This is a genomic window from Lutibacter sp. B1 (assembly GCF_012524075.1).
Taxonomy (GTDB): Bacteria; Bacteroidota; Bacteroidia; order Flavobacteriales; family Flavobacteriaceae; genus Lutibacter.
This window is the reverse complement of sequence record NZ_JAAZUI010000003.1, coordinates 195,773-209,796: the sequence shown is the minus strand read 5'-3', so window position 1 is coordinate 209,796 and position 14,024 is coordinate 195,773. Positions and strand designations below refer to the sequence as shown.

Annotated in this window: 11 protein-coding genes; 4 read left to right on the top strand and 7 right to left on the bottom strand. The window is 31.7% G+C overall.

The window, feature by feature from the left end; genetic code table 11:
- Window positions 1-326 (top strand): transposase (locus HGB55_RS03215; protein WP_168814595.1); only part of this gene is annotated, 326 nt, incomplete at its 5' end.
- A gap of 318 nt (window positions 327-644) precedes the next feature.
- On the opposite strand, the gene HGB55_RS03210 is transcribed toward HGB55_RS03215, so the two are convergent.
- On the bottom strand, window positions 645-3,569 hold the full coding sequence (locus HGB55_RS03210) for an endonuclease (RefSeq protein WP_168814593.1): 2,925 nt from the start codon (window positions 3,567-3,569) through the stop codon (window positions 645-647).
- A gap of 194 nt (window positions 3,570-3,763) precedes the next feature.
- Here HGB55_RS03210 and HGB55_RS03205 point away from each other — a divergent pair, with 194 nt between their 5' ends.
- Complete coding sequence (locus HGB55_RS03205; protein WP_168814591.1) at window positions 3,764-4,201, top strand: hypothetical protein; 438 nt, start codon at window positions 3,764-3,766, stop codon at window positions 4,199-4,201.
- Between the two features lie 91 nt (window positions 4,202-4,292).
- Entirely contained in the window at window positions 4,293-5,033 is a 741-nt protein-coding gene (locus HGB55_RS03200; RefSeq protein ID WP_168814589.1) for a 1-acyl-sn-glycerol-3-phosphate acyltransferase, read from the top strand.
- Between the two features lie 82 nt (window positions 5,034-5,115).
- Here HGB55_RS03200 and HGB55_RS03195 read toward each other — a convergent pair whose 3' ends face one another.
- The 5 genes from HGB55_RS03195 to HGB55_RS03175 all read right to left on the bottom strand — a co-directional run bounded on the left by HGB55_RS03195 (window position 5,116) and on the right by HGB55_RS03175 (window position 9,918).
- Complete coding sequence (locus HGB55_RS03195) at window positions 5,116-5,892, bottom strand: amidohydrolase (RefSeq protein WP_168814587.1); 777 nt, start codon at window positions 5,890-5,892, stop codon at window positions 5,116-5,118.
- Window positions 5,893-6,073: 181 nt separating this feature from the next.
- Window positions 6,074-6,814, bottom strand: coding sequence for a succinate dehydrogenase/fumarate reductase iron-sulfur subunit (locus HGB55_RS03190; protein ID WP_168814586.1), 741 nt, complete (start codon window positions 6,812-6,814; stop codon window positions 6,074-6,076).
- Between the two features lie 39 nt (window positions 6,815-6,853).
- The gene (locus HGB55_RS03185) at window positions 6,854-7,216 is read right to left on the bottom strand and encodes a four helix bundle protein (protein WP_371807795.1); all 363 of its coding nucleotides are present in this window, start codon (window positions 7,214-7,216) and stop codon (window positions 6,854-6,856) included.
- A gap of 27 nt (window positions 7,217-7,243) precedes the next feature.
- A complete protein-coding gene (locus tag HGB55_RS03180) occupies window positions 7,244-9,247 on the bottom strand; it encodes a fumarate reductase/succinate dehydrogenase flavoprotein subunit (protein WP_168814584.1) in 2,004 nt (667 codons plus the stop codon).
- Window positions 9,248-9,258: 11 nt separating this feature from the next.
- A complete protein-coding gene (locus HGB55_RS03175; protein WP_168814582.1) occupies window positions 9,259-9,918 on the bottom strand; it encodes a succinate dehydrogenase cytochrome b subunit in 660 nt (219 codons plus the stop codon).
- A gap of 189 nt (window positions 9,919-10,107) precedes the next feature.
- Between HGB55_RS03175 and HGB55_RS03170 the strand changes: the two genes are divergently transcribed.
- Window positions 10,108-13,350, top strand: coding sequence for a hypothetical protein (locus tag HGB55_RS03170; protein ID WP_168814580.1), 3,243 nt, complete (start codon window positions 10,108-10,110; stop codon window positions 13,348-13,350).
- A gap of 35 nt (window positions 13,351-13,385) precedes the next feature.
- Here the strand turns inward: HGB55_RS03170 and HGB55_RS03165 are convergent, their stop codons facing one another.
- Window positions 13,386-14,009, bottom strand: coding sequence for a hypothetical protein (locus tag HGB55_RS03165; protein ID WP_168814578.1), 624 nt, complete (start codon window positions 14,007-14,009; stop codon window positions 13,386-13,388).
- Between the last annotated feature and the right edge of the window lie 15 nt (window positions 14,010-14,024).

Here is a 14,024-nt window from a genome sequence, read left to right as displayed (position 1 = left end):
TGGACGATTTTGCAGCCGCATGGGAAGATAAATATTCCTACGCCATTAAAAGCTGGAAAGACAATTGGGAAGACCTGACCGTATTTTTTGAATTTCCCCTGGAAATCAGAAAAATAATCTACACAACGAACATTATTGAGAATCTGAATGGGAAAATCCGAAAGTACACCAAAAACAAACTTTCATTCCCATCTGATCAATCTGTAATGAAATCCGTATATTTGGCTTTGAGAGAAGCTACCAAAAAATGGTCAATGCCAATCCAAAATTGGGGCATTATCCTAAATCAGTTCCTTGTCATATTTGAAAAAAGGGTCCAGCTATAATTAGCTAAACCCTCGATATTTTATACTTACACACTTTGTGAAACAGTGTCACCAAAAACATATCTAATTAATTATCAGACACTTTTAAATTGAGCTAACGTTAATACTATAGCTATTTACAATACTTTTTATTACAATAGCCTTAATTTATTCTCTATAAAATTTACAATTCAATAAGAGGATATCTTTGATTTAAAGGTTCTCTATTCCATCTTATTTATATAAGAATTTAATAAACATTAACTAAGTATAAAACAAAAAAAAGATATTGTATTTAAAACACACAATATCTTTTACTTTTTTATTGAATAAAGAAACTTATTCTTTAATAATTTTTAAGGTTATTGGTTTATCCAAATATACTTTTGCTATGTATATTCCGGTTGGTTTATTTTCAAGGTTTAAATACACTTTACCATAACTAACAGGATAATTTCTTACTGAAATTATTTGTGAATGTACATTGTATAATTCAATGGTAACTTCATTTTTAGATGTTGGTACAGCAATTTCAAAAGAACCTGTTGTTGGATTCGGATATACTTTTAATACATTAAACAATTCTATTGTTTTAGCAAACACCCCTTCACAGTCTATGGCTGTTTTTATTTCAATTAAATCACCTTGTTTCGCATCAATTGTAAATGATGATGAAAGTGTTTCGAATAATTGTTCACCATTAATAAATATTTGGTAAGGTGCTGTTCCTTGCTCAATATTTATTGTTGTTTTTCCTGATTTTGTTTCAGATGATTTTGCAGAAATAATTGTTCCTTCTGCCACTTCTACAATATAACATTGCTCGTAATTATTTTCAGGGATAGCAATACATAATTCATACGTATCAGGCGCTAAAGACTCTACTGTTAAGTTATTTGAAAAGTTATAATCTATTCCATCTAGTGTTGCTACATAATTATATGTTTCATTTGCTGAAATTATAATTTGCCCATTATTTTTATTAGGACATGTTTCACTTATTACTTCTATATTGAAATTATCAGGGGCTATAATAAATATTGAACAACCTAAGGAATCTACATTATCACCAATAGGTGTATTGGGGCATTGATCTATATTATTAAAAACGCCATCGTTATCATCATCTAATTGGCTCTCAGCACAACCATTTGAATCAACTTCTTCTCCTTCAGGAGTATTTGCACATAAATCTACATTATTCATTACCCCATCACTATCATCATCTAACTGACTTTCAGAACACCCTTCGGAGTTTACTGCTTCTCCTTCAGGTGTGTTTGCACATAAATCATTACTGTTTTGTACACCGTCATTATCATCATCTAATTGCCCGTTTGAACAACCATTTGCATCGACTTCTTCTCCTTCAGGTGTATTTGGACATAAATCTACATTATTCATTATTCCATCATTATCATCATCTAACTCACTTTCAGAACACCCTTCGGAGTTTACTGCTTCTCCTTCAGGTGTGTTTGCACATAAATCATTACTGTTTTGTACACCGTCATTATCATCATCTAATTGCCCGTTTGAACAACCATTTGCATCGACTTCTTCTCCTTCAGGAGTATTTGGACACAAATCATTTATATTTAGTACACCATCATTATCGATATCTTCATTTTCTTCTTCAGCAGTAATTTCAAAACTATCAACAGTCCACCGTGTAGGATTTCCATCTGAATAATATTTAAAAGCAATATATACTGAACCTGTAATTGCGCTAATATCTACATCACTAAAAATATAAACTTCTTCAGTTCCGCTACCATCAGAATGTATAGGAATCGTGATATTAGGTACAGTTATCCATGTAAAATCAATCGGATTACCAGAGCCATCATAATCAGATGAATATCTTAACTCCAATGGTGTTGAACCATAAGCAGCATCGGTATAAAAACTTATCTTTTCTCCCGTAGTTACATCAAAATCAATAGGATTTTTTGTTATCAACCAATCTTTACTTAACACATCTTCTTTATGCCCATTAATACTCATAGAACCAGAATTATTTTCCCCATATATTGTTTCGCAAGCCCAGTTATTTTCACTAGCCTCACTATATTCAATAAATTTTAAATTTGGACCACAATCACTAAAATCTTCTTCAATTAAAATTATTGGTCCTTCTAAGGTTTTTACATTAAGTATGTTACTGGTTTCTGAAAGGTTAGAAGCTACATCTCTTGCTTTAACAGTAACTGCGTAACTTGTGTTAGGATTTAAATTTATTATTGATGCTGATGGCGCTGTTGAAGATTGTAAATAAACACCATCTAAATAAATTAAATAATCATATACATTTTCATTATCTGTAGAAGCATCCCAACTAATATCAAAAGATTCATCAGTTATATTTGACGCCATCAAATTTGTTGGCACACTTGGAGCTTCAGTATCAGAAGAATTGTTAGACCACCACTTGTCTTCGGCAATTAAACCTCCCCAAATTAACGTTGCTAAATATGGGTTGTCAATAAAAGGATTTCTATTACCTTGAATACCGTAAAGAACTTCGTTTCTGTTGGCTTCAAATGTTGAAACAGGATCTTCCACATTCCAATTTAAAAATAAATCAATCATATTAGAATCAACAGCTAACGTTGTTCCGTAACCAACATTAATTGGCAAGCAACTTGTTTCTGAACTTTTAGATCCGTCTCCATGATATCGAGTATACATATACATTACAATACGTGCAATATCTCCTTTCCATTCATCACCCGGATACCAACCTCCATTACTTGAAATTATTCCTGAATTACCACTTCCATCGGTAAATTTTCTATTCAATCTTTCTGAATTTCTATCCCTATCTGCCGGACGTAAATTGTGAACATCAGAACCTGGATTTATTAGATCAGGCTCAGCCACAAGCGATGGTATTGCCAATGATTTTGCAAAAACATGTTCCCTATTCCACACACCTGAATCTCCACTTCCTGTGTCTTGTAAATCTTTGTTTCTAGTTCTATCTGTATCCGGTATACCATCATCATCATTAAACCCATAAATTAATAGCACATTTGTTGAAATTTCAGGATCTTCATCTGCTAATTTACAAGCATCCCAAACATCTGTTGAAGACGATGATGTATAAGGAATTCCTGTATGTGTAGATTCTAATCTGGTCGCTAATTCTAAAAACAAGTCGTTCCCTGTTTTATTAAGATCCAAACCATTATAATACGACTGAATTTGAGCATAAAAAGGGCTTACAAATGCAAAAATGAATATATAAATTATTTTTTTCAAAAGATTTTAGTTTAAAATTTAAGGTTCTAATTATTTATTACCAAAATTATGTTTCTACAAACTTATTAATAAATAACAATTCTTAATAAAATTATTACATTTAAAATTAGATTTAACTAAAACCTTATAACTATTTTAATAATAAACTTTTCAATTTATTTCATTACTTTTGAATTTAATTAAAACGAACAAACATGATAAAAACAATTCACTCCTACTGGGCTTACATCGTATTAATTGTATTAATAGTTGCTGTTGTTAATGCATTAATGGGTTATTTTTCAAAAAAAGAATTTAAAGCTAAAGATTTACGTTTTTCATTATTTGCATTAATAGTTACACATATACAACTTTTAATAGGTTTAGTGGCTTATTACACTTCTACATACTATGAAACAATGCGTAGTGTTGGAATGGGACCTGTAATGAAGAATAGCGAACTAAGAAAAATTTTAGTTGAACACCCAATAATGATTTTAATAGCAATAACTTTAATTACAATAGGTTTTTCTAAACACAAAAAGAAAACTACTGATAATTCAAAATTTAAAACCATAGCTATTTTTTACACAATAGCTTTAGTTTTAATTCTTGCAGTAATACCATGGAATTTATGGTTTACCGCTAATTAATTTAAAGATTATAATATTCTGAGTAAAATAAATAGTACGTATTTTGCTCAGAATATTATTTAATGTATTATTAAAAATTCTCAACTGCGTGATGAGAAAACTAATAGCATATATATTAACCGTTTTATATTATTTCTTTTTTGGGTTATTTTTAGTGATTTTTCACCCTATTCAATGGATTTCATTAAAATTTGGTGGCTATAATGTTCATAAAAAATCGGTAGACTATTTAAACTTTTTTCTTGTTAGTTGTTTATACATTTTAGGAACTAAAATTAAATTTAACAACAAATACCAACTTCCTGAAAACAAACCATTAATTATTGTTTCCAACCACCAAAGTATGAATGACATTCCTCCATACATTTGGTTTTTACGCAAATACCATCCAAAATTTGTGTCTAAAAAAGAGTTAGGAAAAGGAATACCAAGTATTTCATTTAATTTAAAACATGGCGGCTCTGTATTAATAGACAGAAAAGATTCTAAACAAGCCTTAAATGCAATTATAAATTTTGGAAAATATATAGAAAAGCATAACTACTCTGCTGTAATTTTTCCCGAAGGAACCAGAAGCAGAACCGGTGAACCTAAACGTTTTTCAGAAAACGGACTAAAAATGCTGGTTGAAAATGCGCCTTCGTCTTATATAGTTCCAATAACCGTAAATAACTCTTGGAAATTGTTAAAATATGGCGGTTTCCCTATGGAAATAGGCGTAAACTTAACGTTTGATGTTCATGAGCCTATTAAAGCTAACTCATTACCATTTGATGAATTATTTAGTAAGGTTGAAACTGAAATTAAATCTAAAGTTATAGTTAACTCATAAAAATTAGATTGACCTTTTTAGTAGTATATTAACTTCCTAAATGAGGATGCTGAAACAAGTTCAGCAAGACTTTATTATTAAGTCAAAGAAATTTAAAACTGTCTTTATCATTTAAAAAATTCAATTTATTCCTAATTTCATGTATATGATTTTTATTTAACGTACTAATTACTGTAACCTCTTCACTCTCATTTACACTTGTTATTATTTCACCTAAACAATTGTAAACTGCTGAATGTCCATCATATTCAAATTCATTTTCATCAATTCCTACTCTATTAACCCCAACTGTATAGCACATGTTTTCAATAGCCCTTGCCTGTAAAAGAGCATTCCAAGCTTTAATTCTAACCTTTGGCCAATTAGCAACATACAGCAATACATCATAATTTTCAACATTTCTGGCCCAAACCGGAAAACGTAAATCATAACAAACTTGTGGGCAAATTTTCCAACCTTTATACTCATTTATTACTTTCTCTACTCCTGCAGTATAAATTTTATCTTCTCCTGCCAACGTAAATAAATGGCGTTTATCATAATAATCAATTTCCCCTGAAGGATGCACAAATAAAAAACGATTATAATAATTATCGTTTTCAAAAATGATAATACTTCCTGCAATAGCAGCATTTTTTTCAGAAGCTGTTCTTTGCATCCACTTTAGGGTTTTACCTTGCATTGTTTCAGAAATATGCTGAGGGTTCATACTAAAACCTGTTGTAAACATTTCGGGCAAAATAATTACATCAACATAATTATTTATCCGGTGTATTTTTTTTGTAAAATTGATTCTGTTTTGTTCTGGATTATGCCAAATCAAATCGGATTGTATCAAAGCTATTGTAAGATTTTCCATAAATTTTAAAATTATCATTTAAACTCTTTTCAGAATCTCAAAAATAGAAATCTTGAAATAAATTCAAGGTGGCGTATTTAACTTTAAAGTTACTAAAACTAACATCTAAAAAATATTTTAGCAATAAAAAAGCCTGTTTTATTTCTAAAACAGGCTTTTTTAAATTTATAATAGTTATCTTCTAAATACTGGCCTTTAAATACTCACGATTTAAACGAGCTATATTTTCTAATGAAATTTCTTTAGGGCACTCTACTTCACAAGCTCCTGTATTTGTACAGTTTCCAAAACCTTCTGCATCCATTTGAGCAACCATATTTCTAACACGATCAGCCGCTTCAACTTTACCTTGTGGCAACAATGCAAATTGAGAAACTTTTGCCGAAACAAACAACATGGCGCTTGAATTTTTACAACTAGCCACACAAGCTCCACAACCTATACAAGCAGCTGCGTCCATAGATAAGTCAGCATTTTTTTTAGGAATTGGAATAGCATTGGCATCTTGAGTATTTCCTGATGTATTTACTGAAATATAACCTCCAGCCTGCTGAATACGCTCAAAAGCGGTTCTGTCCACCACTAAATCTTTAATTACAGGAAATGCTTTTGCTCTCCAAGGTTCAATATAAATTGTATCACCATCTTTAAACATACGCATATGTAATTGACAAGTAGTAATTCCTCTATCCGGACCATGAGCTTCTCCATTAATATGTAAAGAACACATACCGCAAATACCTTCTCTACAATCATGATCAAAAGCTATAGGCTCTTCACCTTTATCAACCAATTCTTCATTCAATACATCCATCATTTCTAAAAAAGACATATGTTCTGAAATATCGGTTACTTTATATTCGACCATTTTACCCTTATCTTGAGGTCCTTTTTGTCTCCAAATTTTTAACGTTAAATTCATAACTTTAGGTTTTAGTGATTAGCGAAAAGCGAAAAGGTATTATTGCTTTTCTTCCAATTTTTTAATTAATGAATTAAGCATTTTGCTAATTTCTATAATTAAACTATCGATATTTTCGCTATAAGTACAATATTTTAATTCTTTTGAAATAATAATTTGTGTTTCTAATTCAAACAAAGAACCCCTTGAAATTCTTAGAAACTGAATATAATTTTTTCTTGACATTCTGCCCCATCCTTCTGCTATATTTGAAGGAATTGAAATAACAGATCGTCTTATTAGACTTGTCAATCCAAATTTTTCATCTGCAGGAAAAAGTTCTGTTTGCAAATAAATTTCTTTAACTAATTCAATTGATTTTTGCCAAACCAATAATTCTTTATATGATTTTATACTGCTCACTTTTAGCTTTTCCCTTTTCGCTAATTTCTATTTGTATGAACGAGTTTTTAATTCAATATCTTTAAATTTTAATTCTTCTTTATGCATAATAGCTTCGCTAGGTTTTCCTGTATACTCCCAAGCCGCAACATAAGCGAAGTTTTTATCGTCACGTAACGCTTCCCCTTCCGGAGTTTGATATTCTTCACGAAAATGACCTCCACAAGATTCTTTTCTTTCTAATGCATCTTTTGCGAATAATTCGCCCAATTCTAAGAAATCAGCTACTCTACCTGCTTTTTCTAATTCTTGGTTAAATTCATTTAAATTACCCGGAACTTTTACATTTTTCCAAAAATCTTCTCTAATTTCTTGAATTTCCTGAATTGCTTCCTTTAAATGTTTTTCATTACGAGCCATACCTACTTTATCCCACATTACTTTTCCTAATTTCTTATGAAAATAATCTACAGAATGTGTTCCTTTGTTATTGATAAAGAATTCTAATTGCTCCTTAATTTTTGTTTCTGCTTCCTCAAATTCTGGCAAATCTGTTGAGATTTCTCCAGTTCTAATATCATCAGCTAAATAATCACCAATAGTATAAGGTAATACAAAATAACCATCAGCCAACCCTTGCATTAAAGCAGAGGCTCCTAGCCTGTTTGCTCCATGATCAGAAAAATTAGCTTCTCCAATACAATACAATCCCGGAACAGTAGTCATTAAATTATAATCTACCCAAATACCTCCCATTGTATAATGCGTTGCAGGGTAAATCATCATAGGAGTTTTATACGGATTTTCATCTATAATTTTCTCATACATTTGGAATAAGTTTCCATATTTTGCTTCTATAATACCTTCACCTAATTCTGTAATTTTTTCTTTTGAAGGATTTTTAATTCCGTGTATTTTAGCTTGTTCTTTACCATAACGCTCAATAGCTGAAGCAAAATCCAAATAAACTGCTTCACCTGTTGCATTAACACCGTAGCCGGCATCACAACGTTCTTTTGCTGCTCTTGAAGCTACGTCACGAGGCACTAAGTTACCAAACGCAGGGTAACGTCTTTCTAAATAATAATCCCTATCTTCTTCAGCAATTTCAGTAGGTCTTAATTTCCCTTGTTGAATTGCTTTTGCATCTTCAATTTTTGCAGGCACCCAAATTCTACCGTCATTACGTAATGATTCTGACATTAACGTTAATTTTGATTGATAATCACCGGAACGTGGAATACATGTTGGGTGAATTTGTGTAAAGCAAGGGTTTGCAAAAAAAGCGCCTTTTTTATGTATTTTCCAAGCAGCTGTTGCGTTGGAACCCATTGCATTGGTTGATAAAAAATATACATTTCCGTAACCTCCTGTAGCAATTACAACTGCATGAGCAGAATGACGTTCAATTTCACCGGTTATTAAATCGCGCGCAATAATTCCTCTAGCCTTACCATCAACAATAACAACATCTAACATTTCATGGCGATTGTACATATCAATTTTACCACGTGCTATTTGACGGTTCATTGCTGAATAACAACCTAATAATAATTGTTGACCTGTTTGTCCTTTCGCATAAAAAGTTCGAGAAACCAACACACCACCAAACGAACGGTTATCTAACAATCCACCATAATCACGAGCAAAAGGGACTCCTTGAGCAACACATTGGTCAATTATATTTCCTGAAACTTCAGCTAAACGATATACATTTGCTTCACGAGAACGATAATCTCCACCTTTTACAGTATCGTAAAATAATCGATAATTAGAATCGCCATCACCCATATAATTTTTTGCAGCATTAATACCTCCCTGAGCAGCAATCGAGTGTGCTCTACGAGGTGAATCTTGGTATGCAAAAGCTTTTACGTTATATCCTAATTCAGCTAATGTTGCGGCAGCAGAACCTCCTGCCAAACCTGTACCAACAACTATAATATCTATATTACGCTTGTTAGCAGGATTAACTAAATTTATTTTGTCTTTATATAATGTCCATTTATCTTTTATTGGACCTTCTGGTACTCTTGAATTTAAAGTAGTCATATTCTCTAAGATTAATGGTTAAAATGGTGACACAATGCAATGATAATAAATCCTAAAGGAATAAGTATAGCATACCATTTACCTAATTTTTTTACACAATTTGTGTACTTATTATTAAAGCCTATTGATTGGAATGCCGATTGGAATCCGTGCAGTAAATGCAATGCAAGTAAAATAAATGCAACTACATAAGCTCCTACTCTCAATGGATTCTGAAATTTATGATGTAACTCTGCATAATATCTTGTTGGATCTTCCGGAAGAAACTCGATATACTTATAGTTCATTTCCGGAAACCAAAAATCAATAAAATGCAAAACTAAAAATGCTAAAACAACCAATCCTGAATAGATCATATTTCGTGACATCCAAGTTGAATTTGCTGCTGCATTATTTTTAGCATATTTTACATTTCTAGCTCTTTTATTCTTTACCTCTAACACAAATCCCATTATAAAATGAAAAACTACACCAATAATAAGTATTGGTTGTACTATAAATTGTATTAAAGGATTGGTTCCCATAAAATGGGACACCTCATTAAACACATTCTCACTAAACAACGATGTAACGTTAGCTACGAAATGAATAATTAAAAAAATAATAAGAAAAAGTGCAGATAGAGACATCGCTACTTTCCTCGCGATTGATGAAGATAAAAATCCACTCATTTTATTGTAGGTTTTAATAAGGAACCAAATATAATAATTATGTTTATCCTATTTAAATTCAAATATAACATTTTAGCATATTTAGAACAATTTTAAATAAGGTTTTTTTGTGAAATATTTAACATTTCTTCCACTTCAATACTATAAATTAGCTTTAATTAATGAATTTTTAACATATTATTAATAATAATGAAAAAACTTCCACTACTCACACTTTTAATTACATTAATTGCAACATCACAACAAATTGATTTAGAAAAATTAAAAAACATCAAACCAAGATCTATTGGACCTGCCGGAATGAGTGGTAGAATTACTGCTGTTGACGTGGTAAATGATAGTCCTGAAATAATTTATGTTGGTTCTGCTTCTGGTGGTTTATGGAAATCTGAAAGTGGCGGTATTGACTGGAAACCAATATTTGATGAACAGCCTGTAGCTTCAATAGGAGCCATTGCTGTACAACAAAGTAACCCTGACGTAATTTGGACTGGCACCGGCGAGGGAAATCCGAGAAACAGTTTAACCGGAGGTTATGGATTATATAAAAGCTTAGATGCCGGTAAAACTTGGAAATTAGTTGGTTTAGAAAAAACACGAAATATTCATAAAATCATTATTGATAAAGATAATCCTAATACCGTTTATGTTGGTGCCATTGGCTCACCTTGGGGTGAACATCCAGAAAGAGGTGTGTTTAAAACTACTGATGGCGGAAAAACTTGGACAAAATCATTATTTGTAAACAACAAAACCGGTTGTTCCGATTTAGTTGTAGACCCAACAAATCCTAATAAATTAGTTGCCGCTATGTGGGAACATCAACGTAAACCGTGGACTTTTAATTCGGGTGGAGAAGGCTCAGGTTTGTACATAACATATAATGGTGGTGAAACTTGGAAAAAACTAACAGATAAAGATGGTTTACCTGAAGGAAATTTAGGAAGAATAGGGTTAGCCATCGCTCCAAGCAATCCTAACTTTGTGTACGCTCTAATTGAGGCTAAAAAAAATGCACTATACAAATCTGAAGACGGCGGTGTTTCCTGGAAAATGGTAAATGACAAGTCGAGCGGCAGAGGCCCTGATGGTATTGGAAACAGACCTTTTTATTACTCTGATATTTATGTTGATTCGTTTAATGAAAATAGAATTTATACAGTATTTACATACGTTAATGTAAGTGAAGATGGTGGCGAAACATTTAAACAATTGATGCCGGCGTATGGTACTTCAAAAGGAATTCATCCGGATCATCATGCATGGTGGATTCATCCAAAAAATCCTGATTTTATGATAGACGGAAATGATGGAGGTCTTTACATTACCAGAGATCGAGGTAAAACTTGGCGTTTTGCCGAAAATATTCCTGTTGGTCAATTTTACCACGTAAATGTTGATATGGAATTTCCATATAATATTTACGGAGGAATGCAAGATAACGGTTCGTGGGTTGGCCCTTCATATGTATTAAAATCTCAAGGTATTAGAAACTCCTATTGGCAAGAAGTTATGTTTGGTGACGGATTTGATGTTGTTCCTGACCCTAAAAATTCACGATATGGTTACGCCATGTCTCAACAAGGTTATGTAGGCAGATATGATAGAGTTACAGGATATTCAAAATTAATAAGACCAACTCACCCTGACGCTGATATGAAACTTCGTTTTAACTGGAATTCGGCAATTGCCATAAATCCTTTTGATAATGAAACTATTTATTTTGGAAGTCAGTTTGTACATAAATCATCAAACCACGGATATACTTGGGAAATTATTTCACCAGATCTAACTACTAACAACAAAGAAAAACAAAAGCAACATGAAAGTGGCGGCATTACTATGGATGCTACAGGAGCTGAAAATCATTGTACAATTTTAGCAATTGAACCCAGTACTTTAGATAAAAATATGATATGGGTTGGCACTGATGATGGAAACATTCAACTAACTAAAGATGGAGGAAATACATGGACCAATGTTGCAAAAAACATTAAAGGAATGCCTAAAGAAAGTTGGGTTGCACAAATACGCGCTTCAAAATATAACAAAAGTGAAGCTTATGCTATTGTAAACAATTACAGACAATTTGATTTTAAACCCTATTTATTTAGAACAAAAGATTACGGAAAAACATGGGATAACTTGTTAGCCGGTAAAGATGAAACTTTTGGCTATACTCTTTCTGTAATACAGGATATTGAAGAACCTAATTTACTGTTTCTTGGAACTGAATATGGTTTATATATAAGTATTGATGAAGGTAAAACATGGACAAAATGGACTAACAACTACCCTCAGGTATCAACAATGGATTTAGCCATTCATCCAAGAGAACACGATTTGGTAATTGGAACTTTTGGCCGATCATTTTATGTAATTGATGATATCAGACCTTTTAGAGCTATGGCAAAAGAAGGAAAACAAATTTTAGAAAAACCTTTGCATTTATTCGCTCCTCCACCGGCATACATTACACAAACACAGCAACCAACAGGAACACGATTTGGAGCAAATGCCATATTTAACGGAGAAAATAAGAACGACGGTGCCATGATAACTTACAGTATTAACCGACCTAAAGAAAGTGAAAAAGAGGATGAAGATGTTAAAAATACATCTAAAAAAGACAGCACTTCTGAAATGAAATCTGAGAAACCTTCGGTAAAATTTGATTCCATTTTCTTTGAAGTTTATAATGACAAAAACGAACTAATACGAACAATCAAAAATAAAGCTCCAAAAGAAAATGGTGTTCATAGGATGTATTGGGGATTAGAAGAAAAAGGTACCAAAGGCCCTTCAAGAAGATTAGAGAAAAAAAATATTTCTGAGCCAAGTGGACAAACTGTGCTTCCGGGTACTTATAAAATTAAACTTCATTTTGGAAATCAAACTGCTACGGAAACTATTAATGTAACTTATGACCCTAGAGTTAATATGCCTTTTGAAGTTCTAAAAAGCAAATACGATTTATTAAAACAACTTGAAAATAAAATGGGTATTGCCGGAGAAGCTAGCCAACGTTTACTGGAATCTAAAGAAATAATTGAAGATTATCAAAAAAGAATCAAAGATCAGGATAAAGAAAAATTATATAAAGAAACAACTGATTTAAACAAAGAAATGTTAAAAAAAGTTGATAGTTTGCTAGATGAAATGTTAGGAAAAGAAGATAAACGACAAGGAATTACAGCTACAGAATTTCCTAGTAATATTTCGTACTTGTACACAGCATCAATGTATATAAATGCTTTGCTTGAAAAGCCTGGAGAAACAGAAATTACTTTAGTAAACAATGCTGATAAAAAGGTTAGTGAAGTAATCTCAAAAATTAACAAATTTTACAATACTGATTGGGTAAATTACCAAAAAACTGTTGAAAAACTAAATCTTTCGCCTTTTAAAGAATTGGAAGAGCTAAAATACTAAACTAAAAAAAGTGGCTGCATTTAACAGCCACTTTTTTAATTTTCTGACGATATAATACATTTTTTATTTTTCCATTTATGAAGTAATTCTTCAGATGGAATAATATCTCCTTTACAAGTTGTATAATTCCCTAAAGAATCTTTTTTAATAATTTTTAAATCTCCTTTTAAAACAGCATTCACAACTTTATAAACCAAAGCTTTTTTTAGAGTTAAAACACCTTTTTGTGTATAACTTAACCCTTTTTTATTGTTAAATAAATCCATTTCTTTAGAAGCCTTATCGGGTACCTCTCCATCTTCTAATTTATGCTTTTTAAAAGATTTATAATTTTCTCTTTCATGTGCTTTACCTAAAGAATAAGCCGCATTTTTGCCAATTTCCTGATGCAATCTTGCCATCCAATATGCATGTCTGAAAGCATCAACTTGTCCACCGGCTTTATCACCATCTAATAGATTTGTTTTAGCAACAGAATCTGCTACTTTTTGCGCTTCTAATGAAACTTGTAACGCTTTTTTGGCTTTAAAAGGATGGTATAATACCCACAATTTTATAGGTGAAGATTGTTCTTTAAATTTTTCCCAATCAGATTGTGCATAAATAGCATTTTGCAAAAAAACTATTGCACCAACTAAAATTACACGAAAGCCTTTCATTTAAACCTATAAATT

Excerpts from the sequence above, each read along its gene's own strand:
- HGB55_RS03200 (WP_168814589.1), top strand. The coding sequence starts at position 4,293 with ATGAGAAAACTAATAGCATATATATTAACCGTTTTATATTATTTCTTT.
- HGB55_RS03195 (WP_168814587.1), bottom strand. The coding sequence starts at position 5,892 with ATGGAAAATCTTACAATAGCTTTGATACAATCCGATTTGATTTGGCAT.
- HGB55_RS03180 (WP_168814584.1), bottom strand. The coding sequence starts at position 9,247 with ATGACTACTTTAAATTCAAGAGTACCAGAAGGTCCAATAAAAGATAAA.
- HGB55_RS03175 (WP_168814582.1), bottom strand. The coding sequence starts at position 9,918 with ATGAGTGGATTTTTATCTTCATCAATCGCGAGGAAAGTAGCGATGTCT.
- HGB55_RS03190 (WP_168814586.1), bottom strand. The coding sequence starts at position 6,814 with ATGAATTTAACGTTAAAAATTTGGAGACAAAAAGGACCTCAAGATAAG.
- HGB55_RS03165 (WP_168814578.1), bottom strand. The coding sequence starts at position 14,009 with ATGAAAGGCTTTCGTGTAATTTTAGTTGGTGCAATAGTTTTTTTGCAA.
- HGB55_RS03170 (WP_168814580.1), top strand. The coding sequence starts at position 10,108 with ATGAAAAAACTTCCACTACTCACACTTTTAATTACATTAATTGCAACA.
- HGB55_RS03205 (WP_168814591.1), top strand. The coding sequence starts at position 3,764 with ATGATAAAAACAATTCACTCCTACTGGGCTTACATCGTATTAATTGTA.